The following is a 23150-nucleotide window of genomic DNA, read 5'->3' on the forward strand; positions in this document are numbered from 1 at the left end:
CGGGCTTTCCCGTGGTTTTTGCTTTTGGCTTATGCAAGATATATACCGCAGATAATCAAGCCAGTTTGATCATCTGGCGTCGGCAGATCAGCTGTGAAACCGGTGAATGTGCTGAATTGCGATCATAAACTCCGCTCTCGCATCCTCTGGGCAGATCCCATCATCAAGGACGGCGATCAGTTTCTCAAGCGGCTTGAGCATCGTGGCCGTCATCTCGGCCGGCCATCGATCCAGAATGAAAGCGGCGGCTTCCTCGGCGCTCCTGATCTGATTGGTCACGCCATTGATTCCGGCGACCTCAATCGGCTTATCCCAAAATCTGTTCATTGGCTTTCCCTTCTCTTTTAAAACGAGAATGGCAGCGCTTTGTTCCGCGCTTTAGAGCTTCCGCCACCGTGAAACCGGCTATCAATCCAGGCAATTTTCAGCGGAGTTGACCTTGCAGGAGCGCCCTTGCTACAAGGCAGGGATCCTCGTTGGGGTTGCATCCCCTTGCGCTCTCAAGCTGTCAGCCAAAGATGCAACGCGACTTTGTCCAAACTGAGACCCAAGTTGCAGGGAAATGCAGAATGCGGCCAGCTTCTCAGAGCATGCTTTGCATGCCGTTGCGCGCCATGTAATGCCTGGTTGCCAATCGGAGGCTCCGGGTTGGCCCCTTTAAGACCGATGTTAGAAACAGATTATTGATAGAATAGATATTTTTAGATGTTGAACTTTCCCACGCTCTCCAGCACCGCCTTTCCTGCATGCCTTCTGCGATTTGATTTCAATCGCGGGCGTCGCTTTTTGCAGTGCATCATTGCATGCAGCAGATGGTGTCGATGGACCCGTCGCTTCTTGAACCGGGACGCTCAGCCGGTCAGGGAATTGCCTCAGCGGATCCTTGCGAGAATGCCACGGCCTTGCACGCGGAACACTGCCAGCGCTGCAGGATCGACTTTTGTTGCCATTGTTTACGACCGGAAATAGCTTGACCACACGATCGGCATCCTTTCCACGATCATCGGTCCGTTTCGTCTGCTCCCCGGTTTCAAACCTTTCAAGCCAGAGATTATAAGAGACAATCATGCATGAGATCATCTGCCCCCATTGCAGCAAGGCTTTCAAGATTGATGAGGCAGGATATGCCGATATCCTAAAACAGGTCCGGGACACTGATTTCGAGACGCAGTTGCATGAGCGGCTGGAACTGGCCGAACACGACAAGCGCAACGCCGTTGAACTTGCGCAGGCCAGGGTCGCTCAGGAATTGCAGAAAGTTAGCTCAGCCAAAGATTCTGAAATCCAGCATCTACAGGCGAAGCTTGAAGCCGGCGAAGTTTCAGGAAAATTGGCGATCGCCGAGGCATTGAGCGCTGTGGAAAAGCAGCGCGACGCCCTGCTCAACGACCTTGAGAAGGCCCGACGCGATCAGGACGCATCCTCCAAACTCGCAGAGGCGAAGCTGGTCGCCGAACTGCAGAAGACGGCGTCAACCAAGGATGCCGAAATCCAGAGCCTCAAAGCCAGGCTTGATGCAAGTGAGCTTGCACAGAAACTTGCTGTGACCGAAGCGGTCAGTGTGGTTGAGAAGGAGCGCGAGGCGCTGAAGAATGGTCTTGCTCGGGTCGAGCTCGAAAAGCAACTGGCCGAAACAGCTCTCCGCGACAAGTATGAAACACAACTCAGAGATCGCGACGACGCCATCGAGCGCTTGCGCGATATGAAACTGAAGCTGTCGACAAAGATGATCGGTGAAACGCTCGAACAACATTGTGCCACAGAGTTCGACCGCATTCGGGCAACCGCATTTCCCCGCGCCTATTTTGAAAAGGACAATGATGCGCGTACCGGCAGCAAGGGTGACTTTGTTTTCCGCGATATGGACGACACCGGTGCCGAAATCGTTTCGATCATGTTCGAGATGAAGAATGAGAATGACGAGACGGCGACCAAGAAGCGGAATGAGGATTTTTTCAAAGAGCTCGACAAGGATCGCACCACCAAGGGCTGCGAATATGCGGTGCTGGTTTCGCTGCTTGAACCCGAGAGTGAACTTTACAATACCGGTATTGTCGACGTCTCGCACCGCTATCCAAAAATGTATGTGGTCCGGCCACAATTTTTCATGCCAATCATCACGCTTTTGCGCAATGCGGCGATGAGTGCTCTCAAATACAAGACTGAACTGGCGCTGGTGAAAGCGCAGCATGTCGACATCACTCATTTTGAATCTCAGCTTGACGATTTCAAAACGGCTTTCGGGCGAAACTGGCGGCTGGCCTCAGATGGCTTCGAAGAGGCGATCAGGCGGATCGATGAAGCCATCAAAGACTTGGAAAAAACCAAGGATGCGCTGCACAAATCAGCAAACAATCTTCGTCTTGCAAACGACAAGGCGGAGGATCTGACGGTCAAGCGTCTAACGCGAGGCAATCCGACGATGGCCGCCAAATTCGCCGAACTCAAACCGGCCGACTGAGCAAGACCTCAATGCGGAATTCCGTGCGTCTCGCGGGAGCCATGGCTATCATCCCTCCTCGCCGGATTTGATGGGCGGCTCTCGAAGCCGTTGCTGGGCCTGCATAGCGTGCAGCCGGTATTGGACGGCTAGGATTTCCGGCAAACTATCCGGCAATCGAATTCGCTGAGTGGGGACAGAAACCGCACCACCGAAACGAATTTTCTGTCACAGAACCCTTCAGTCCGCTATCCCCCTTGCCTGGAGCCGCCATGTTGCTTATTCCCACCCGCAATAGAAGCAGCGTTAAGAGGATCAGAGAGAATGGAAGATGCAATTATTCGTGTCACCGATCTGTCCGTCCTCTTCGACAATGCATCGGCTTTAGCCGCAGTCAGCGTCTCCATTGCGCCAGGAAAAATAACCGTGATCTGCGGCGCAAATGGTTCAGGGAAAAGCACCTTGTTGCGGAGTATGGCGCGACTACAAGCGCCCTCGCAAGGCACCGTCTTCTTCGAAGGAACGGATATCAGCCGTTTACGGCGCATTGATCTGGCCCGCAAGATCGCTGTTCTTGGACAGATGCCCGAAGTGCCGGCCGGGCTGACCGTAGAGGAACTGGTTGAAAATGGTCGACATCCGCATCGACGTTTGTTCTCAAGACTGGGACCGGAAGATCAACGATTTATTGAGGATGCAATTGCCCAGGTTGGTCTGCAAGACTTGCGTCAAAGGCATGTGGCATCGCTGTCTGGTGGTGAGCGGCAACGGGCCTGGGTTGCGCTCGCCCTTGCGCAGAATCCCACTGTACTTTTCCTCGATGAACCGACGAATTTCCTCGACATCCGACACCAATCTGAACTGTTATCGCTGTTGAAAAAGCTGAACCGGGAACGCGCGCTGACGATCGTTGCCGTCCTCCACGATCTCAACCAGGTGATTGAACTGGCAGATCATGTGATCCTGATGCGCGAAGGCCATGTGATGACAACAGGGGAGCCTGCAACCGTCTTCACAAAGCCGCATCTCAAACAGGCATTTGATTTCGAGATCGATATTACCCAGCATCCGGATTTACCGATCCCCTTCTGCCTTCCCCGCTGGGTCCATCATCGCGATCGGCCGTGAGAAAATGAAAATGAATGCTGCAACCACGATGCGATCGCGCGCTTTCGGGCTCGCTTTAATCCCGATCATCCTCGGAATCGTGTTGCTGGTGCTTCTGTCCTTTGCAGACCTGATTGCCGGCAGTGGTCAGGTCACAATAAAGGATCTGTTGCTGGCACCCGCAAGGCCGCAATCGGTTGCACAGATCATCATCGAAACGATCCGGCTCCCGCGGGTGTTTGCAGCCATCCTCGTCGGAGCGGCCCTCGCAACTGCCGGTACCATCATGCAGACGATCCTGCGCAATCCACTCGCCGCGCCTGATATTCTAGCAGTGACCAGCGGCGCACAACTCGCTCTCGTCATATCGAGCCTGTTGTTGCCCTTTGCGTTTCCTGGTTTCGCAGCAACCATTCTCGGCGGCGCGATCGGTGGGATGGTTTGCTTGTCCGTGGGGGGCGGATTGCGCGCGCAACCCGTCAGGCTGGCACTGGCGGGGGTTGCGGTCAGCCTGGCGTTTTCAGCACTGACCGCAGCAATCATTCTAACCGCAGACGATCGTGCATCCGGAATTATTCTCTGGTCTTCGGGCATTCTGGATCAGACCGGCTGGAACAAAATCCTATCGCTCGTTCCACTGGTTTTCGCCGGAATTATACTGCTGATCATGTTTGGCAGACAATTTGATGTCATGAATTTGGGCAATGATATTGCCTCAAGCCTCGGCCTGGGAAAAGCCACAGCCATCATTGGGCTTTTGCTGTCCGTCATCCTGGCTGGAGCAGCTGTCTCCATCGCCGGACCGATTGGCTTTATCGGCCTCGCCGTACCGAATTTCTTGCGGGCAGTTGGTTTAATCAAACATCGTATCCTGTTGCCAGCTGCATGTATTTGGGGTGCGGTCACCTTGTTGGGCGCCGACGTTATTGCGCAAGGGTTGAGCAAGGAAGGCAGGGTCGTTCCAACCGGGATTCTCGCGGCGTGTCTGGCTGCGCCCGTTCTGATCATGATACTTCGCAAGGTGAAAACGGAGGCAGGCAGTCGCGCCAATGTTTTGCTCGCCACCGTGCTGTTTGCTCGAAAGCCCATGCTTTATGGCTGCCTCTTGCTGGTCCTGTCCGCAGCAGTCTTCGCAGGGCTCACATTGGGCGACGGCATATTGGGCAGACAAATCGATTGGAGTATCGCCTATACGCTGCGCATGCCTCGGGTTTTGATCGCGATGGGCGCTGGCGCATTATTGGCCGTGGCAGGATTGTTGCTTCAGGCCGTGACCAGAAACCCGTTATCAGGGCCAGAAACGCTTGGGCTTGCGCAAGGGGCCGCGCTGGCAAGTCTGCTTGCACTCCTGGTAGGCTTTGTTCCGGGAAGCCCCCTCTTTGCCTTGTTCGCCGCCCTGGGTGCAGGTAGCGTCGTTGTCTTGATAGCGGTAGTCGGGCGTCGTTTATCGCCAGCGAGCATCGCCTTGACCGGACTGGCGATTGCAGCCAGCCTGTCAGCCTTAAGCACCCTTGTGGTGATTGAGGCCAAGCTGCAGGTCGCGGAAGCTCTTTCCTGGCTTGCGGGATCGACCCATGCGCGCAGTTGGCGGGATGTTGAAGCGCTTTCGCCCTGGCTGATCCTGCCGCTGCTGACATTGGCGCTTGCAAAGCGGCTTGATATACTCGCGCTCGGTCATGACGGGGCTCAATCGCTAGGGGTTGATCCCGCCTCAACCAGGATATGGGCGATGGTGCTCGCCGCCTTCTGTGTTGCAGGCGCGGTGGCTGCGGTCGGCGCCATCGGATTTGTGGGATTGATTGCACCGCATGCGGCGCGTCTATGCTGCGGCGCACGCTATCGGCATCTCCTGCCCGTCACGGCACTGATCGGCGCGATCCTGACTGTTTTGGCGGACATGATCGGACGTTCCATCATTGCGCCTCATGAAATCCCGGCAGGCATAGTGACCGCCTTCATCGGGACCCCATTGTTTATTGTCTTGATGCGCAAGCAATCCCGCTAGGGTACCGCACTCATCGCACGATTTCCATTCAGACTGCGAGCGCGCTGGTCGTTTTCTCAACCAGCCGCGCCATTGACCTGGTTGATCCGAATGGCCAGATATCACCACCGATCGCATAGACCTGTTTGGCGGCAACCATCGGCAGAACAGACCAGATGGCGCTTTGGCTCAGCTCATCGGGCACAGCGTCACCGAGCATCAGCAGTTTTGTATCGACGCTCACGCTTGCCAACTCTTCAAGCCCAATCGTTGTAAAGCCAAAGGGCTGAGTGCCAAACTCGGCACCAAGCGCGAACCCGGCTTGCAGAAGCGTCCTCATGATCAGAGAATTCGACGTGAAAACGCGCAACCGGGCAACCCCAGGCAACGGCTGTGCAACAATCAGCTTGACGGAATCGCGGTTGTTTTTTCCAACAGCAATCAGTCGCTCCTCAAATGACTGCCATTCTGCCTCCCCGATTCCCGCGCGATCGATGGCTTTTGCAACAGTTGAAAGATCGCGTTTTGTGGCCTCATAGAAATCCGGAGCATTGGTGCCTGCATCCAGGAGAAGCGTCGGAGCGATTGCTTTCAACCGGGCCGCAATCGTCGCATGGCGCAAGGCAGAGGTCACGATCAGGTCCGGTTTGATGCGCATCAGCGCTTCAAGGCTTGGTTGCTGGCGGCCCCCCACGTCAAGGGCGCCAACCAGCGCTTCATTGTCGATCCCAACCCATCGCCTGTAGCCACCCAGATCAGCCACGCCCGCAGGAACAAGCCCCAGTGAGAGAACCATTTCGGTCTCGGCCCATTCGAGGGTCACGATTTTGCGAGGCACGTCGGCGGCACCTATGCGCGGAAGCGCGGTCAAAGCCGCTCCAACCAGAAACCCGCGACGGGATAAGCCTGCTACCATCGAACGCTCGTCGTTGCCACAACGGATCGACCTTGGCCAAAATAGCACTGGCTTGTGGAATTGCACCCTGCCACATATTTCTTGTCGCCAAGATTATAGGCGTTGACCTGCAAGCGATAGTTACCAAGATCGTAACGCAGGAACGCGTCAAGCAGTGTATAGGATGGCACGTAGAATGTATTGAGCGTGTCACCCGCCGTCTTGCCAATACGACGCACCCCGCCGCCAACAATGAGCGTGCCATCGATGCTGTTTGGCAAAGGCATGTCATAGCTGACGAAAAGTGACTGCTGGTTCTTCGGAACCGTATAAGGCAGTTTGCCGATCTGAGCCGGATTCTGGCTTTCGCTGACTTCCGGATCCTGGAAGCTCAGTCCACCCGTGAGGTTCAACCGGTCCCACAAGCGTGCCGTTGCTTCCAGTTCAACCCCGCGAACACGCACTTCATCGGTTTGATAGTAAATGCCGGAGATACGATTGACGACATTTTGCTGTTCAGCCTCAAATGCCGAGAGTGTTAGCGAATAGTCATCGCCTTCCGGCGCGTATTTCAGACCGACCTCCTTCAAGGTACCGGTTGTCGGCTTCAACGGCGTGTCGGCAAGGGTAAGCGTCGGCAGGAACGACGTCGAATAAAGCGCGTAGGGGACAAAACCTGAATCGAAAATATAAGCTACGCCGACCCGCCCGGTGAATTTATCGGGATTCTGATCATAATCCACGCTGCGGCCCGTAGACAGGGTCGTCTGCTCGGAATCGATGCGGGCAAAATCCTTGCGTCCACCGAGCGTAACGCGAAGTTTTCCCGCCTCGATTTGATCCTGCACATAGATTCCGGTCTGATACTGCTTTTGCAACAGACGTGTCGTGGGCGAAAGCCTGGCTATGGATTTGTCGTAGGTCGGGTTGAACAGGTCTTGAGAAGGACCACTCGCAGACGCTGTGTGATTGTCCAACCGCTGCCACTGCTGATCAACACCAAACAGCAAGGTATGAGACAATGGGCCGGTCTCGAAACGGGATTCCAGTTGCGTGTCAAACGCAATTGCATCCAGTTCCGGCTGAGCGAGGTAATTGGTGCGCGGAATGGTATGACCGTCCCAGCCACTCGATGGCAGGACGCCGGTGAACAGGTTGCGGTAGTCGGTTTTCATGTGCGAGTAGCGGAAATTCTGACGCAGCGTGAAGGTATCATTGAAGCGATGTTCAAATGCATATCCGACGTAGCCGATTTCCTTTTTGTAGACGGCGCTGCGTGGGTCTCCATCGGAAAAATCACGGGCAATGTTTTGCCCTGACGGGGTCGGAAGAACACTGCCATAAGCCGGAATGATAACACCGGCCTGTCCCATATCATCTTTGAGATAGCCGCCCGATACGATCAGGCTCGTCTCCGCATCCGGACGCCATGCGATGCTTGGATTGATCGCAAAACGATTGTTCTTTCCGAAATCATAGGAAGTATCGCTGTCACGGAACATGCCATTGAGCCGATAGGTCAGTCGCGGATCATTATTGATCGACCCGGTGGTGTCGAAACCCAATTCTTTGCGCGCGAAGCTGCCACCACGCAGATAGACCTCATGCGCGGCTTCAGCCTGCGGCTGTTTGCTGACCATATTGACGATGCCGCCAACGTTACTCTGTCCAAACAAGGCCGAACTTGCCCCGCGCAGGATTTCCACGCTTTCAAGCGAATAGGGTTCGACGACAAAGCCGGAGTAACCACCCGACTGGCTTGCAATCTGGGGAATGCGCAAACCGTCGAGATAAAGATCCGCAGGAAAACCGCGGACGGTAAAATAATCAGATCGAACGTCTGCACCGTAACGCTGAGCGTTCACATTTGCGCTGTAAAGCATCGCTTCACTCACCGACTGAACAGCTCTGTCATTCATATTATCGCGGGTTACAACGGAGACTGATTGCGGGACTTCACGAAGAGCCATGTCACTTTTGGTGGCGGCGCGGCTGTAGTCAGAAATATATCCCTTCACCGGGATGCGCGGCCCGGTGCCTCCGCTTGTCTGAACCTCAATAGTATTGAGTTGAATAGCACCCGCTTCCTGAGCCATCGCCGGCTTGGACAGCACAAGTGCAGCCACACCCGACAGCAACATCGCCTTGAGTAACGCCTGCAAAGAGAAACGATCTGTTTTGTGATTTGGATTTCGTTCGCAGGCAGCGACGCCACTCGTCTTCAATTCGGCTCTCCTGGTCGTTCATCAAGCGAACGATTTATGTCCCGCTGACGATAACGACCGCAGGCTTTGACTGTCATCTTTGAGGTTGCGCAATTGTAGAATTCAGAATAATTCTAAATTACACACGCATATCCATGCGTTGCGCGCCAGAATATATTCATCATCAGCTGTTGAGTCAGGCCAAACTCGGTTGCAATCGGGTCAAAATTCTGCAATTTCCGTCAAATATGACTTTTTTAGTCAAATTGGGCCAATTGGAAGTTAGAATGCGACCGAAGCATGCCATCGACTATCAGAACATCGACCGACCGCTGGCTGTGATGCGGCGTGAATACAAAACGACTACAAATTTCGGCTGGCATAGTCATCGACGCGGGCAGTTTCTGGTGGGAAACAGCGGCTATATGACCGCGATGACCGAAGAAGGCGCGTTCATGCTACCCGGCGGCTACGCAATACTCATTGCCCCTGACTTGCCGCATGCGGTTCAAACCTTCGGAGAATGCAGAATGCATTCTGTCTATCTGGAGGAAAGCGTCTTGCGGGGCTTCTGGGGGCCGACAAGGATTGTGAAAGTTTCAGCGCTGCTTGATGCAAGCATAGAGGCGCTCGCCAATGAACCGGTGCTCTATGATGAAAGCGGCAGAGGACACCATCTTGCGGCGCTCATTCTTGATGAAATTCGCAATGCAGATCCACAACCCTATACCGTTCCGCTCCCGTCCGAAAAGCAGCTGCGCAGACTCTGCCGGGATCTGCTCGATAATCCAGGCAATAAACTCACCATCGATGACTGGGCTGATAAGGTCGGTATGAGCCGTCGGACAATGACGCGCAAATTTCGATCGGAAACAGGCATGAGTTTCATCGAATGGCGACAGCGACTGCGGGTCTCGCATGTCATGCGTCGCTTAGCAGAGGGGATCCCACTCGCTGTGGCAGGAACGGAAGCCGGCTATCAGAGCCTCTCAACATTGCGCAAAATACTCAAGACATGGTCCTCTTGAACCGCCCCATTTGGCGCAGCAGCAGCGATCGCAACGGCTGATCCGATGCAGGGGTTGGGTGACCGCAACAAAGCGTTCTTGCTGATCGGATTTGAAAAATCAACTTCAAGCCGATTGAACGCTTTGCGTCGACATGAGCAGACCCAGACGAACCAAGTTCAGCGGATGAGCAGCACAGTTTATCGCACCCGTTTCAGGCTGAGCCTTCGCAATTGCCTTGTGAATGCTCGCATCCTGATTGTCTGCGGTGATAAGCTGACGAGCGGCACATTCTTTGGAGCATCCCTGGTTACTCGATGAATTGTCGCTCCCCTCTCACATGGGCGGGGCTCAGAGGACTTTTCGTAAGCAATGGGCCCCTTTATTCGCGAGGAATGCATTCACGCTGCAGCTTCCTTTTGACATGAAGCGGGTGATCGATCACCTGATTGCAGACGCGAAGCGGCATATGGAATGAAGCCCGCTCTTAAATTTTGTGATCGCGCGCGATCCTTGCCGCCCTTAAACGCTGCGTTTTAGCATCCAAGACGGATTTTTCTTGGACCATGATCGCTTTGGCTGTCTTATCGGTCGCGGCTTTCTGCGCTTCCATCCGAGAGAGTACAGGTTTGAAAAGCGCATTGGTGGTGTGGTGTTTGATCAATTTTCTGATCTCCCGTTTTCACCTTTCGTATTGCTAACGCGCACGGCTCCTCGAACAACCGCCGCCACTACGCTGCAAGACGTTAGAAAGTTTAGACCATTCGCTGGAAAATGGCTTCTTGATATCTAGAGAGCGAATGGGTGCCGGTTGGGCCAAGTGAAGAATAGACTCATTCTTTGACGGGGGATAGTTCCTGACCGAATAATTTGATGGCCTATGCAATTAAACCTCCCTGTTAACGTTTGATCACCTTTATGATGCAGCAAATAAAAAAGGCCGAGCGTGCACTCGACCCTTTCGACGTAATCTTCAAATCAATGCCAGTACATCCGTGGTCAAAGATAGAGGAAAACGTCCTTATGCAGCCTGAAGATTACACGCCGACATTTTACCGGACTTACGATCCTGTTCGAGATCGTAAGTCAGCTTCTGGCCTTCTGTGAGTGAAAACAGGCCAGAGCGTTCAACGGCCGAGATGTGAACGAACGCATCCGCACCACCATTGTCAGGCTGAATGAAGCCAAAGCCTTTTGTCGAATTGAACCACTTAACTGTTCCGGTGTTCATGATGAACCCTTTCGTAAAGATTATAAATAACGACACGAGTTTACGTGGCGTAAACAGATACGATTTTTAAAAAGGGGGTTCGTTCAGCGCACCATGCTAACTGTGCAATAAGCAAAAACTCTTCAAGAAAATATCGATGCCCATCATGTAATATTTTTGATGGAAGTTGTCAAATAACATTTTCGAAATATTGTAATGAGGCATTTATTATAGAGAAAAATATTTAAAAATAAGACAGATATTTCGAGAAATTCTATACGATAATTTACTTTTATTCTTTCTTTTTTTATCGTGTCATTCAGCGAGCCACGCGACCACCGGCGATCATAGCGCTGGTGACATGGAGGACGCCTTCTCGGGGCTGGCGGTGGCTCCTGATCGATCGGTCGAGTGGTCCGCGACCAAGCCAGAATTGTGCGAGGCTCTAGTGACAAGGAATGACAGTATCATTGGCATGTCGAATTGACATGGCTGAATAATTAGGTTGATATCAATCTATATAAGCAAGATACCAATCGCTTTTCATAGCCGCAGGCCGCGGAGTGGCGAGGCAGCGTAATCATTGCGACGCTGCATGGGTCAGGGAAACCCTGCTGACGGACAGGCCGACCGGTCGGATGACAGGATATACACGTCAATTTTTAATGGGAGAGAGATCATGAAGATCGTCACCAGCCTGAGTTTTCAGGGTCAGTGCCGTGAAGCCTTCGAATTCTATGCAAGAGTTCTCGGTGGAAAGATTACGGCCGCGATGCCCTATGGCGACGGCCCGCCGGATATGCCGCTGACCGATGAAAAATACAAAACATGGCTGATGCATTGCTGGCTCGAAGTGGGTGACCAGGCCTTGATGGGTGCAGACATGGATGTGCAATGGGCTCGCAATGTGGACAAGCCAAAAAACGGCTTTGACGTCACGTTGCACACGTCGGACAAAGCCGAAGCCCAGCGCTGGTTCGAGCAGCTTTCTGAAGGTGGCAAAGCGGTGATGCCGTTCGGCGAAACCTTCTGGTCACCAGGCTTCGGCTCCCTTGTTGATCGGTTCGGCATTCCCTGGATGGTGAATACCATTCCAGCATCCGACTGGAAGCCGTCCCAGAGCTGATCCACAAACAAGCACCGAAAACGCGCGCAGGTGCCGAAGGCAGCGCTAACCGCACCTGCTGGGAGCAATTCTCCTCCAGCGTCCAAGGATGCCGAAGATACCTATCGGGGAAGAGCATGCGCATTTCCTACCGTTGGATGATCGTCGCGGCAGGCGGCCTTCTGGGATGTGTCGCCGCCGGGGCCATGTTCTCATTGCCCGTTCTGCTGCGACCCATCGCTCAGGAGACGGGGTGGTCGATCACCGGAATATCCTCGGCAATGACGTTCGGCTTTCTCGCGATGGCGGCGGCAAGTATCGTATGGGGAAGCTTCTCCGATCGGTTCGGCCCCCGCCCGATCGTGCTGGCAGGCTCGGTGATGCTTGCTTTGAGCCTTGCACGCGCCAGCCGGGCTGAAACTCTTGGCGAATTCCAACTGATTTTTGGTCTGCTGGTCGGGACAGCGACTGCCGCCGTCTTCGCACCAATGATGGCATGCGTCACCGGCTGGTTCGAAACCAGGCGCGGCCTGGCAGTCTCGTTGGTTTCCGCCGGCATGGGCATGGCTCCGTTGACCATGGCACCTTTGACGGCGTGGCTGGTGACACTGCACGATTGGCGCAGCGCAATGTTGATTATTGCCGGCATTGCCGCCAGCCTGATGATACCTGCAGCTTGCCTGGTGCGTAGCCCTCCAGCGATGCATAAAGGTTCAAACGAAATGCTGGCCGATGCGCTCCAGGCGGATATGTCAGTGCAACAGGCAGTCCGATCGCCACAATTCTTCACACTGATGTTGACAAATTTCTTTTGCTGTGCAACGCATTCCGGCCTAATCTTTCACACGGTGAGCTATGCCGTGACCTGCGGCATCCCGATGATTTCAGCGGTCTCGATCTATAGCGTTGAAGGACTGGCCGGCATGTTTGGCCGTATCGGTTTCGGGCTCGCCGGCGACCGGTTCGGCGCCCAGCGGGCATTGGTAATGGGACTTCTCGCTCAGGCCTTTGGCGTGCTTGCCTATGTTTTTATCTCAACACTTGCACCCTTCTACGCGCTCGCTGCATTGGTGGGTTTCATCTATGCCGGTACAATGCCACTTTACGCCGTGATCATAAGAGAAAATTTTCCGATGAAAATGATGGGTACCATCATTGGAGGTACAGCCATGGCTGGCAGCCTTGGCATGTCGACAGGACCCCTTCTGGGTGGGTTGGTCTATGATCGCTTCGATTCCTATGTCCTGATGTATATTGGCTCATCGGGCATGGGGGTGGCGGCCGTGCTGATCCTGATGACGTTTCGCCCATTTCCATCACGCCAAAGCACGATGGCGGCAATTTGAAGAACCCTTTGCCCAGGTTCTCCCCTCATCTATCGGCTTCCATCGACTGTTGATCGCCAGCCAAGTTTTCATGCGCCGCCATTCGTCGCGCATGCGGACGGACTCAGCCTGTTGCTGCCTTATGCAGCTTGTCAAACAATTGCCGATGACATCACGCAGATCCTCCGCATGTCCAGTCAAAGCACAACGCGCAGAAAGGGCCTTTCCCGACGCACCGCCCCTTGAGAAGGCAATGAGCTTGCCTGCGATGGCAAAGCCATTCATAACTACAGTCATAACCCTGTTCGATTGGATAGAAGGGCGTTCCGACGCCGCGTTTCGCGCAACCGGAGCCGGACCGGCTATCGCCAGCCAGCAAGTCTACGGCCTCACCGACAGGACATCTGGTTGCCAGCAGATCCTGAAACAGCAGGTTAAGGGACGGGAAGCGCAATGGATCTGGCCAGTATCATCTCAATTGTTCTCGCCGCCACTTTCATCGGGTTCATCATCCTCTTTCTGATGATCCATTTCGTTCTGCGCGACTGAAGAACGCCAGCCCCTGTTTGACTGCGGTTCGCATTCCGATCCCATTTTCATTTCGCGACCTTTTCCCAATCACCAAAATGCCAGGTTCCGCCATCATTTCCATCAGATTGCGCAGGCCCAATTTTAAGCCAAGATAATATCAGATCATCCACTGACCAAAAGCTTGCAACAAAACCTAGAGGTGGAAGGGCGGCATAAAAAGCTTGCGTTATGCACATAAATGAGTCAACTCTTGTACAAGAAAGGATGTACAAAAATGCCCTTCAATATCAATGATCCTACCGTCGATGCGTTGCTGGATCAAATAATGAAACAAAGTGGCGTCCGAACAAAAGTCGGTGCGATCCGCATGGCACTACAGCATGAAGCTGATCGTCTCAGCCACCAGACGCCCTTGCGAGACAAGCTAGCAGCGATCCGTGCGAAAAAAAGGCGGGTTCTGGGTACAGCTGTTCCTGACGTGAACCATAAGCAACAGATGGATGAGTTGTGGGAGGAAGAGGATTGAGTTTTGTAGATGCCTCCATCATTGTTGCTATTCTAAATGAAGAGCCGGGGTATCAGGAAATCGAGAAGCGGCTAAATGAGGAGAAGAAGGGCCTGTATGTTTCTCCCCTTGTTCGTTTTGAGGCTACGATGGCGATTGCACGTATCTCAATAGAGGCCGCCAAAGGTAAGGTTGACCGGTCGGCTATCATAGCGGAAGCGAAAGCTATCGTTGACGAGATAATTGACGTGCTGGATGCCAAAGACATTTCCATCGATGCGAAAGTCGGCAACCTCGCAACCGAGGCTGCAATACACTATGGAAAAGTGGCCGGCCATAAAGCTAAGCTGAACTTTGGTGACTGTTTTGCCTACGCTGCGGCCAAAGCATACCGACTGCCGCTTCTATATAAAGGCAATGATTTTTCAGAAACTGATTTGGCTTAACGATTTTCCGAAAAGCCGCCAGAGAACGACTCGCGGATATTTCCATTGAGATTAATATAGTCGCGATATTGTCCAAACATATACAAGGAAGAAACATCGACTCTACTGGATTGTGTTGCGAAGATATGAGTTGAACGGAGGATGGGTTCTCTCTGGGCGCAATTATGCTGCGAGTGCTTTGGAGTGTTGTTTGGTAGAGAGTGCATTTGCGCTGAAACGATGCCTTTTTGTTTACACATCCTGTGAACGCGTTCTATACCGGCGAGCGTGATACCGGCTGCCGTTTCTGACTTGAAACCAAGCACGAAGCGTGTGGGTCGTGTTATGCGACGGCGATCCTGCTCAATCATGTTGTTCATGTATTTGCTGGAGCGAATGACAATAGGTCTGCCGATCTGTCTAAGCCGGTTCTCTGCATCACATTGTAGAACAGTAATCCTATTGGTCTCGTTTCCATCGATGCTGATGCACACTGGCCTGCCATCGCACGCTATATGTACAGCCGCTCGCCTTTGACCTTGATGTACGTCTCATCGCGGTTGCATTTGCGTGTTACCTGACGCTTTTCCGATTGAACAGTTCAAGCAGTTTTGCACTGAAGCAGATGACCCAGCTGTGGACGGTTGAATGATCGAGATCAATGCCACATTCCGCCATCATTTCCTTCAGATTGCGCAGGCTCAAATTGAAAGCCCAGATAATATCAGTCATCCATTGACCAACAGCTTGCAACAAAAACCGGCCGAGGGACGCGCTAAATTTGCTCCAGCCCCGACCGCGGCTTTCGATGTCAAGGCAAGCCTAAGCGATCTCATCACGGTTGCGCCGCCGCAGAGACGCTCTGGAACGATGGCCGAAATTAAGAGGTTGAAGATTAACAAACGAGATGGTTTGAAGGACCTTTTGCAGTTGCCAACTCCAAGAAAGCATCGCTCTGCCGAGCCTATCGCCAAACCTCGCCCACAATCTCCGTTTTCTACTCCAGATAACCCATCAAAGGTTTGCGGTCCATGTCATGAACAAAAATGGTCAGCAGGATAAGCTCGCTGTTGTTTGTTCGCGCGAAGAATACCGCCCCCCCCACGGAACGAGCAGGAAGATCGATTGTCCCCACAGGTATCACAAGGATAAATTATGAGTCGTCTTTGAGGCATAAAACCCAACGAATGCAGGGTTTATCGTTCTACATTAAGAAGAGATGGTGCTTCGCTCGCATCCTTTCGATGAGCAACAAGGGCGAGCGGGCCATCTCCGGCGCCAGATCGCGCTATGCAACGACGCCGTCATCGGACGCTGGATTATTCAGCCGTGTAGCAAAAGCCGTTTGAGCCGCATTGCGTGCCTGCCTGTCAGCCAGTTCGTTGCCGATCACACCAGCGTGGCCCTTGCACCATGTCATGGCCACATGCGGGTAGCGTTCTAGAAGGTGATCGAGTTTCCGCCAGATCTCCATGTCAGGAATGGTGCGCCGCCGGAGGTGACGTTTTGCCGTAAGCCGCTTCCAGCCATTGTTTCGCCAGATCGCTCTCCAGCGATGGCAACCCTCCATGACATAGGCGGAGTCGGTCCAAAGCGTGACCGCGCAAGTCGGCATGGCGGTGGCGATCCAGTTCATCGCATTCAGCACGGCAAGAACTTCGAAACTGTTGTTGGATATGCCCGGTGCACTGCCAGACGCAGCATATCGCTGACAATTGCCCTCGTAGACAATGAATGCCCAGCCCCCCGAGTGCGAAGCAACGTCAAAGGAACCGTCCGTATGGATGTGGTAGCTGCTGTCCATAATGACGTGATAGCACTGGTTCGTGGGTTGATCGAGCCGTTTCTATCGTCGGCGCCGGACCCGGTCCGGCTTGGTGATCTGTCTGCTGAGAGAAAGACCAGCGAGGCGAACCAGCTGCACCTATGAGTTTCGAGGTGTCGTCGGCTGCCGTTCTCACCGGATAAAGACGCACGCGCAAGCAAAAGACAAAAATTTGTCGGGAAGCGTAGGTCAGCACGTACGACAGGCGTCACTTTCCTATTCGCGCCTTGCGGCTCTAATTCCCTGATTGAATTTCTGTCGCAAGCTTAAGGTGTCACAGTCTGGCCAGAGCGAGGGATCTACGCGCGCCGATCATATTCGCTTGCCATGTCCGCGCCAGTATTACAGTCAAATTTCCGGCAAGTCATAAAATATGCGGCTAGGTTTGGTTGAGTTGAAAGATAAGACTAAGGAATTTCGGTTGTAAGACAGATGAACTTATGCTCAGATCATGTCGTTCGGATCTTCTTGATGTATAACCGTGAAGCATTACGAAAGGGAATTGCATGGAATTGCTAAATCCCCTTGTCGACCCCGATGCAACATTCATCTCTACAGGCAGATTACCGCCTGCTGATCGCGTCAAAACACTCGTGACTGAGGCGTATGAGCGGTTCGGCAGCGTCGGACTCGGCAAGAACTCACAAGTATACCCGGCTCTGGCAAGGGTGCCCGAGCGCCTGTTCGGCATATGTGTGGCCGGTATCGACGGTCAACTGTTCGCCGTGGGAGATGCCGATCATGAATTCACCATTATGAGCGTCTCCAAACCATTCATCTTTGCGCTCATCTGTGATCTGATCGGCGCAACGGGTGCCCGTGAGCGGTTGGGCGTAAATGCGACAGGCCATGCTTTCAATTCGCTTGCAGGTATCGAGCGCGACAAGGATGGGCGCACCAATCCAATGGTCAATGCCGGCGCCATTGCAACGACAAGTCTGGTACCGGGCAAGACCGAAGCCGAGAAGTGGCATTTCATTCAACAAGGCCTGTCTCGCTTTGCGGGGCGCAATCTTTCCGTCAATGAAGAGGTCTATGTTTCAGCTTCGGAAACGAATTTCCGCAACCGGAGCATTGCCTGGATGCTGGAGAGCACCGGTCGTCTCTACAGCAATCCCGTCGAAGCGGTGGAACTCTACACGCGGCAATGTTCATTGAACGTGAGTGCCAGAGACCTCGCAGTCATGGGTGCCACCCTGGCGCATGGGGGCGTCAATCCGCTGACAAAAGAGCAGGTGGTCAAACCTGATGTCTGTCACTATGCCCTCGCAGTGATGCTCACTGCCGGGCTTTACGAAACGTCAGGAGACTGGCTCTACGAGATCGGACTGCCTGGCAAAAGCGGCATCGGCGGCGGTATTGTCACTGTATCGCCCGGTAAAGGCGGTCTGGGGACATTCGCCCCACCGCTCGATGACGCCGGAAACAGCGTCAGGGGACAACTGACCGCGCAATTTTTGTCGCAACGGCTTGGGCTCGATCTGCTCATGTCGTCACCGACAAGCTAGGACTGGACTGTATGGATTGATCTGGCTGACGGCGAGAGGGGATATCGGTAATGGCAGTTTCTACACCCGCTTCACACTCCGAAGAACGCACTTCGTGGATTCCAATGGTCGCTATCGCCTTCGGCCAGGCCATCATGTCTTTCAATGTTGCCTCCCTACCGGTCGCATTGGGTGGCATGGTCGAAAGCTTCGACGTTGCGCCAACAGTCGTTGCCACAGGCATCGTGGCCTATTCCATGATTGTCGCAGGCTTCGTGATGTTGGGCGCCAAACTTGTGCAACGTTTTGGTGCCTTGCAAGTCTTCCGACTGGCCGTCATCATATTCGGCCTTGCACAGATCCTGATGACATTTAGTCCCAACGCAACCGTCATGATTACGGCGCAAGCGCTGTGTGGTGCAGCAGGTGCGGTCATCGTCCCTGCACTCGTTGCCCTGATAGCGGAGAATTACCAAGGCAATCAACAGGCAACCGCTCTTGGCGCACTCGGGTCTGCGCGCGCTGGTGCCGGTGTTCTGGCCTTCCTGATCGGTGGCGTTCTTGGAACCTATATTGGCTGGCGCCCAGTTTTCGGTATCCTCATTGCTGTATCTGTGCTGGTTCTAGTTCTCAGCTTCCGGTTGAAGCCAGATCGGGGGCGGCCAGATGTGAAAATCGATCTGGTCGGCGTTGCGCTCGCTGCGGCAGCCATCATCTCAATCAGCTTCGGATTTAACAATCTGAACGGCTGGGGACTCATGCTCGCACGTCCAACGGCTCCTTTCAATGTTCTGGGGCTCTCCCCTGCACCGATCCTCGTCGTCGCCGGTATCGTATTGGGGCAGGCATTCTTTCTTTGGACCCGTCGCCGCGAAGCCCACAACAAGACGCCCCTGCTGCCACTGCAGGTGTTGGATTCACCGCAGGAGCGTGCCGCGGTATTTGCCATGTTTGCGGTCGTTGCGCTGGAGGCTGCGCTGAATTTCTCGGTCCCGCTTTATATACAGATCGTCCAGGGACGCTCGCCACTTGCAACTGCGGTCGCCATGCTTCCGTTCAACCTGACGGTCTTCTTCGCTGCAATGCTGATCGTGAGGACCTATGGAAAACTCACGCCACGGCAGATCGGTCGTTTCGGCTTCGGGCTCTGTGCTGTAGCGCTTATCTGGCTGGCCTTTGTCGTCCGTAACGACTGGAGTTCCGTTCCGGTCCTCTTTGGCCTGATCCTGTTCGGCATCGGACAAGGGTCACTTGTCACGCTTTTATTCAATGTGCTGGTGACGGCTTCACCAAAGGAACTTGCCGGAGACGTTGGTTCCTTGCGAGGAACCACCAACAACCTTGCAGCCGCTGTCGGTACTGCCGTCGCAGGAGCCCTTCTCGTCGGCCTGCTCAGCAGCGCCGTCATGCGGCAACTGGCTCAGAACCCGACCTTGCCCATAGAGATTCAAACGGAGGTTAATCTCGACAGCATCACGTTCGTCAGTAATGATCAGCTGGAAAGTGTCATTAACGCGACATCGGCTAGCCCAGAGCAGAAAGCAGAAGCATTACGGATCAATACAGAATCTCGCCTGCTTGCCCTTAAGATCGGCTTCCTCATCATGGCGGGCCTCGCTCTCGTCTCGATCCTTCCCGCCAGCCGATTGCCCAACTATCGGCCCGGGGAAATCCCCGAACCATAGAGCCTCGCTAAGGATGAGTGTGCCTTTATTGCCATTTTTCGGGTCGATAACACCCGTTGTGATGGGACATCCCTTGGGAAACATACGGCATGACAGAGAAAGCTCGTTCGGCGGACCATTCGCGCTGTCTTACTATTGGGGAGCGCCGGCTAACCCGACACGGACTTTTGGAGGGCACGCTGTCGATTACCGAAACATGCAGACTCTGACCGCGATACATTGTCTTTAAGCGCACTTGCTCGCATTGCTATTTGCAGCCTGCTGTCAACCGGCACAGGAGCTCCTCCGTCTACGTGTCCGCCGGACAGAAGGATACAACCGCCAATTCCGCAAGCGTGGCGTTGAGCGGCGTGCCGGACACAGTGACGGTGATGATGAAGGATAGCAAGTAGCCATCTATCCTGAGTCGTAGTCGTACGGCGATGTTAGCAGCCGCATCATAAGGCCCATCATTGCCGCGCGGTCGACCGGTATAGGTGGTAAACTCCTTCTCAAGTGCTTGCAATGCAGGATCGGCCGTCGCGTCGATCTGCAATCTCAGGCGCTCGATGAGCTGGATGCTCTATTCGTCGAAGTTGGCAATGCGTGGCACCAGCCCTTTCGGATGCAGGCTGAGCCGCGTCCGAGCACCGTTCGAGACCACTGATCACTTTAACGGTTATTGGCAGGATGTCAGTATGAGGCACGATGCGACACGCGCAATCAAAGCCGCGGGTTTATCTCAACGAAGCGATGGGGATGGCCGCGCTGGCGGGCCAGCTTTTCCGGGAATTGCTGGAGACCCCCATTCCTGACGGGATGGGTGCCCCCCGGACGCTTTGCTTGCAGGATGCGATGTTGAATGGCCGCTATTTCACATCGATACGGCTTTAGAACGGCATTTGCGATGCGACCTCAACCGTCCTCCCTGTGCTACCGCGATGAGGTGGGCGGTTGATGCTCACGAATTTCATCCGATAAAGTGTCGCTACGCGGAAACGACCCGACTATCACTCAACAGCCCGGCTTCCTCCATTATCGGATAAGCAACGGACACGATATGCGCATTGATGCGTTTGAGATCACGCAACATATCGAGATGGATGGAGCTTGTCCGAAGGCTCTCGATCCTTCCATCACGAAGCCTTGCCAGATGCTGTTCGGAGGAAAGCTTCTCCATGCGCCGTACTTCGATCTTGATCTCCATCAAACGCTTCGCGAGGTTGAAATCTCGAGTCGCAATGATGGTTTGGGCGGTCCGGAGATTGTCGACCGTCAGATCGAAGAGATGGGTCAGCTCCCCAAATCCGTCCTCTGAAAACGTCAAGCCCAATGCGGCTTTCTTGGCGAGTGTCGGCAGCAGGCTTTTCTCGACAATGTCGCCGATATGTTCCAGATTAACCGCATAATCGATCAGCTCAGCGGATCGCCTTTGATTTTCCGCGCTCATTTCCTGGCGACCGAGTTGCGAAAGATAGACCTTTACCTCCTGATGCAGAAAATCAACACGCTGTTCGAGCTCTGAAATGGTCGTCGCCGCAGCGGGGTCGCTGTTATGAAATGCCGAAGAGGCACGCATCAGCATACGCTCAATCAGATCACCGATGCCCAATACCTCGCGGGTAGCGCTCGCCAACGCCATCACCGGCGTCGTCAGTTGCTGTCCATCAAGAAAGCGGGGGCCTGTTTCATTTTGCTGAGGTTGGGGAACCAGTCGAAACATCAGTTTGGAGAACACGCCCGCAAGCGGCCATGCGACGATCGCAAGTACAATGTTGAACACCAGATGTGCATCGACCGGGAGCTTTATTGGTGACAACGATAAGCTCGCGGCGAGATCTGCGCCATATTGGGCGAAAGGCAGTGCGATCAGACAACCAACCGCACGAACAACCAGATTGCCCAAAGTGACCCGTCTTGCAGAGGCCTCGCCGCTCAGGGAAGCAATCACCGGCGGCACAGCGCCACCCAGATTGGCGCCAAGAACCAGAACAATGATTAAGGCGGAAGGCAAAAGGCCGGTCGCCGCAAGCGACAGGATCAGCACCACCGCTGCCAGACTCGATGATGAAATAACCGCAATCGCCGCGGAAAAAAGTAGCGCAATTGGCCAAGCATTGTCCAGCATGGCAATGAAACTCGCCACGGCTGGAGAGTGACGCACCGGTTCCGTCGCCATGCTAAGAAGATGCAGGGAAAGCAGCATCAGCCCGACACCCATCAGCATGGTGCCGACGCCGCGCCGACTGCCCGTTGCCTTCTTTTGCATGCCTATGCCGGCGAGGATGAGCAATGGCGACATCCATTCTATCCCGGTGGAGACAATCCACGCCGTGACCGCTGTACCAACATTGGCGCCCAGCAGTACAATCTGCGCCATGCTTTGCTGGATAAATTCGCGTTCGACAAAGGAAGCAACCATCAGTGCAGTGGCCGTGGAACTCTGAAGACCGATCGTTGCAACAAACCCGGCTGCAAAGGAACGGAGTCGCGTACTGGTGCCGCGCGCGAGCCCGGCGCGCAAGCTGGCCCCGAACGCCCGTTGGACGCCATCTTTCACCTGTGTCAATCCAAACAGTAGCAGTGCAACCGCACCGCACAGGTTGATTATGACGATCGTCGATTCCATAAAACTGCTCCGACAGCCTTCTTCAGACGGTTCGCGCGACGTTGCTCATCGCAAAAGCTTCAATTCGGTCCCATGACAGCTAAACTCTGCGCGTCAAGCACTGTCTCCCCGAACCAGTTCAAGCGACTAACGCAAACATTGCCCCGATCAATCAGGTCATTGTCGTCACCCGCCTGCGCGGCATGCGCACGTCCACGCGGGACGATAATCTCTGTCTTGTCACCCTTCTTCGACAGGATTTCCGCCCGGGTTCCAATTTTATCGCGACCGATGCGGGGTTGAACGATTGCAGCAGGTAGACCCTCTGGCAGATTGACGCTCAACCAGTGCCCTTCCAGAAAAATCGCTTCCCGCTGCGCCAATATCCGACGGATAAAGCCGGCAAGCCAATCAGTATCGCTTTCGGCTTCTGCCGCCTGTTTGACGCGCGAAAACCCGATGGCCGGAATACCCCAGAATGTCGCCTCACGCGCGATCCCCAACGTGCCGGAATAAGCAAGATCCTCAGCGACATTGCGACCGTCATTGATCCCGGACAGCACCAGATCCGGCTTCTTCTGTCCGTCAAAAAGCCAGGCCATTGCCGCAACCACGCAGTCGGCCGGTGTCCCTGAACAGGCGTATCGGCGCTCGGTATGCTCAACCATCGTCAGCGGTCGCCCGATGGTGATCGATGCTCCGGCAGCGGTCCGCTTGCCATCAGGGGCCACCACCCAAACATCATCACTGAGGTACCGTGCAGCTCTGGCCAGCCGGTCAAGGCCTGGTGCGTCAATGCCATCATCGTTTGCAACAAGAATTCTCATT

The 23150-nt window shown here is 54.2% G+C and carries 22 protein-coding genes and 1 pseudogene; 13 read left to right on the top strand and 10 right to left on the bottom strand.

Annotation, left to right across the window (positions count from 1 at the left end):
- Window positions 1-87: 87 nt before the first annotated feature.
- The gene (locus CEV34_RS17355; RefSeq protein ID WP_083898701.1) at window positions 88-327 is read right to left on the bottom strand and encodes a DUF982 domain-containing protein; all 240 of its coding nucleotides are present in this window, start codon (window positions 325-327) and stop codon (window positions 88-90) included.
- A gap of 739 nt (window positions 328-1066) precedes the next feature.
- On the opposite strand from CEV34_RS17355, the gene CEV34_RS17365 reads away from it, so the two are divergent.
- The 3 genes from CEV34_RS17365 to CEV34_RS17375 all read left to right on the top strand — a co-directional run bounded on the left by CEV34_RS17365 (window position 1067) and on the right by CEV34_RS17375 (window position 5552).
- On the top strand, window positions 1067-2461 hold the full coding sequence (locus CEV34_RS17365) for a DUF2130 domain-containing protein (protein WP_094544147.1): 1395 nt from the start codon (window positions 1067-1069) through the stop codon (window positions 2459-2461).
- 303 nt (window positions 2462-2764) lie between these two features.
- Window positions 2765-3568 carry an ABC transporter ATP-binding protein gene (locus CEV34_RS17370; RefSeq protein ID WP_064323020.1) on the top strand — a complete coding sequence of 268 codons (804 nt, stop codon included), beginning with the start codon at window positions 2765-2767 and terminating at the stop codon, window positions 3566-3568.
- A gap of 10 nt (window positions 3569-3578) precedes the next feature.
- On the top strand, window positions 3579-5552 hold the full coding sequence (locus CEV34_RS17375) for an iron ABC transporter permease (RefSeq protein ID WP_094544148.1): 1974 nt from the start codon (window positions 3579-3581) through the stop codon (window positions 5550-5552).
- A 28-nt stretch (window positions 5553-5580) separates the two neighbouring features.
- On the opposite strand, the gene CEV34_RS17380 is transcribed toward CEV34_RS17375, so the two are convergent.
- Together CEV34_RS17380 and CEV34_RS17385 are read right to left on the bottom strand one after the other, a co-directional pair.
- Complete coding sequence (locus tag CEV34_RS17380) at window positions 5581-6447, bottom strand: iron-siderophore ABC transporter substrate-binding protein (protein ID WP_007881410.1); 867 nt, start codon at window positions 6445-6447, stop codon at window positions 5581-5583.
- Window positions 6441-8567, bottom strand: a complete 2127-nt coding sequence (locus CEV34_RS17385; protein ID WP_374891541.1) for a TonB-dependent siderophore receptor — start codon at window positions 8565-8567, stop codon at window positions 6441-6443. Before CEV34_RS17385 ends, CEV34_RS17380 begins: the two co-directional genes overlap by 7 nt.
- A gap of 350 nt (window positions 8568-8917) precedes the next feature.
- Here CEV34_RS17385 and CEV34_RS17390 point away from each other — a divergent pair, with 350 nt between their 5' ends.
- Window positions 8918-9658, top strand: a complete 741-nt coding sequence (locus tag CEV34_RS17390) for an AraC family transcriptional regulator (RefSeq protein ID WP_007881415.1) — start codon at window positions 8918-8920, stop codon at window positions 9656-9658.
- A 466-nt stretch (window positions 9659-10124) separates the two neighbouring features.
- Here the strand turns inward: CEV34_RS17390 and CEV34_RS17400 are convergent, their stop codons facing one another.
- Complete coding sequence (locus tag CEV34_RS17400) at window positions 10125-10301, bottom strand: hypothetical protein (RefSeq protein ID WP_007881416.1); 177 nt, start codon at window positions 10299-10301, stop codon at window positions 10125-10127.
- Window positions 10302-10658: 357 nt separating this feature from the next.
- Window positions 10659-10868, bottom strand: coding sequence for a cold-shock protein (locus CEV34_RS17405; RefSeq protein ID WP_007881418.1), 210 nt, complete (start codon window positions 10866-10868; stop codon window positions 10659-10661).
- A gap of 658 nt (window positions 10869-11526) precedes the next feature.
- Here CEV34_RS17405 and CEV34_RS17410 point away from each other — a divergent pair.
- The 5 genes from CEV34_RS17410 to CEV34_RS17425 all read left to right on the top strand — a co-directional run bounded on the left by CEV34_RS17410 (window position 11527) and on the right by CEV34_RS17425 (window position 14759).
- The gene (locus CEV34_RS17410; RefSeq protein WP_094544151.1) at window positions 11527-11973 is read left to right on the top strand and encodes a VOC family protein; all 447 of its coding nucleotides are present in this window, start codon (window positions 11527-11529) and stop codon (window positions 11971-11973) included.
- Window positions 11974-12089: 116 nt separating this feature from the next.
- Complete coding sequence (locus CEV34_RS17415) at window positions 12090-13298, top strand: MFS transporter (RefSeq protein ID WP_094544152.1); 1209 nt, start codon at window positions 12090-12092, stop codon at window positions 13296-13298.
- 232 nt (window positions 13299-13530) lie between these two features.
- A complete protein-coding gene (locus tag CEV34_RS26785; protein WP_143853419.1) occupies window positions 13531-13800 on the top strand; it encodes a hypothetical protein in 270 nt (89 codons plus the stop codon).
- 282 nt (window positions 13801-14082) lie between these two features.
- The gene (locus tag CEV34_RS17420) at window positions 14083-14334 is read left to right on the top strand and encodes a type II toxin-antitoxin system VapB family antitoxin (protein WP_007881421.1); all 252 of its coding nucleotides are present in this window, start codon (window positions 14083-14085) and stop codon (window positions 14332-14334) included.
- Window positions 14331-14759, top strand: a complete 429-nt coding sequence (locus tag CEV34_RS17425; protein ID WP_007881422.1) for a type II toxin-antitoxin system VapC family toxin — start codon at window positions 14331-14333, stop codon at window positions 14757-14759. The genes CEV34_RS17420 and CEV34_RS17425 overlap by 4 nt, the downstream gene beginning before the upstream one ends.
- Before the next feature lie 496 nt (window positions 14760-15255).
- On the opposite strand, the pseudogene CEV34_RS27755 reads toward CEV34_RS17425, so the two are convergent.
- Window positions 15256-15470 (bottom strand): annotated as a pseudogene (locus CEV34_RS27755) (IS66 family transposase); the annotation flags it as partial.
- Here CEV34_RS27755 and CEV34_RS26790 point away from each other — a divergent pair.
- Window positions 15387-15800 carry a hypothetical protein gene (locus tag CEV34_RS26790; RefSeq protein WP_143853421.1) on the top strand — a complete coding sequence of 138 codons (414 nt, stop codon included), beginning with the start codon at window positions 15387-15389 and terminating at the stop codon, window positions 15798-15800. The pseudogene CEV34_RS27755 and the gene CEV34_RS26790 overlap by 84 nt on opposite strands.
- A 226-nt stretch (window positions 15801-16026) precedes the next feature.
- On the opposite strand, the gene CEV34_RS17440 is transcribed toward CEV34_RS26790, so the two are convergent.
- A complete protein-coding gene (locus CEV34_RS17440) occupies window positions 16027-16542 on the bottom strand; it encodes a ribonuclease H family protein (RefSeq protein ID WP_007881424.1) in 516 nt (171 codons plus the stop codon).
- A 527-nt stretch (window positions 16543-17069) separates the two neighbouring features.
- On the opposite strand from CEV34_RS17440, the gene glsA reads away from it, so the two are divergent.
- Both glsA and CEV34_RS17450 read left to right on the top strand, forming a co-directional pair.
- Window positions 17070-18071 (top strand): glutaminase A, encoded by a 1002-nt coding sequence (glsA, locus tag CEV34_RS17445; RefSeq protein ID WP_094544154.1) that lies wholly within the window; start codon window positions 17070-17072, stop codon window positions 18069-18071.
- A 50-nt stretch (window positions 18072-18121) separates the two neighbouring features.
- Entirely contained in the window at window positions 18122-19735 is a 1614-nt protein-coding gene (locus tag CEV34_RS17450) for an MFS transporter (RefSeq protein WP_235819098.1), read from the top strand.
- 289 nt (window positions 19736-20024) lie between these two features.
- Here the strand turns inward: CEV34_RS17450 and CEV34_RS17455 are convergent, their stop codons facing one another.
- Window positions 20025-20270 carry a hypothetical protein gene (locus CEV34_RS17455; RefSeq protein ID WP_007881430.1) on the bottom strand — a complete coding sequence of 82 codons (246 nt, stop codon included), beginning with the start codon at window positions 20268-20270 and terminating at the stop codon, window positions 20025-20027.
- Between the two features lie 152 nt (window positions 20271-20422).
- Between CEV34_RS17455 and CEV34_RS17460 the strand changes: the two genes are divergently transcribed.
- Entirely contained in the window at window positions 20423-20608 is a 186-nt protein-coding gene (locus CEV34_RS17460; RefSeq protein ID WP_007881431.1) for a hypothetical protein, read from the top strand.
- A 94-nt stretch (window positions 20609-20702) separates the two neighbouring features.
- On the opposite strand, the gene CEV34_RS17465 is transcribed toward CEV34_RS17460, so the two are convergent.
- Together CEV34_RS17465 and surE are read right to left on the bottom strand one after the other, a co-directional pair.
- On the bottom strand, window positions 20703-22343 hold the full coding sequence (locus tag CEV34_RS17465; protein WP_094544155.1) for a Na/Pi cotransporter family protein: 1641 nt from the start codon (window positions 22341-22343) through the stop codon (window positions 20703-20705).
- Between the two features lie 59 nt (window positions 22344-22402).
- Entirely contained in the window at window positions 22403-23149 is a 747-nt protein-coding gene (gene surE, locus CEV34_RS17470) for a 5'/3'-nucleotidase SurE (RefSeq protein ID WP_007881436.1), read from the bottom strand.
- Window position 23150 lies beyond the last annotated feature (1 nt).

It is taken from the genome of Brucella pseudogrignonensis, from assembly GCF_002252525.1.
Lineage (GTDB): Bacteria > Pseudomonadota > Alphaproteobacteria > Rhizobiales > Rhizobiaceae > Brucella > Brucella pseudogrignonensis.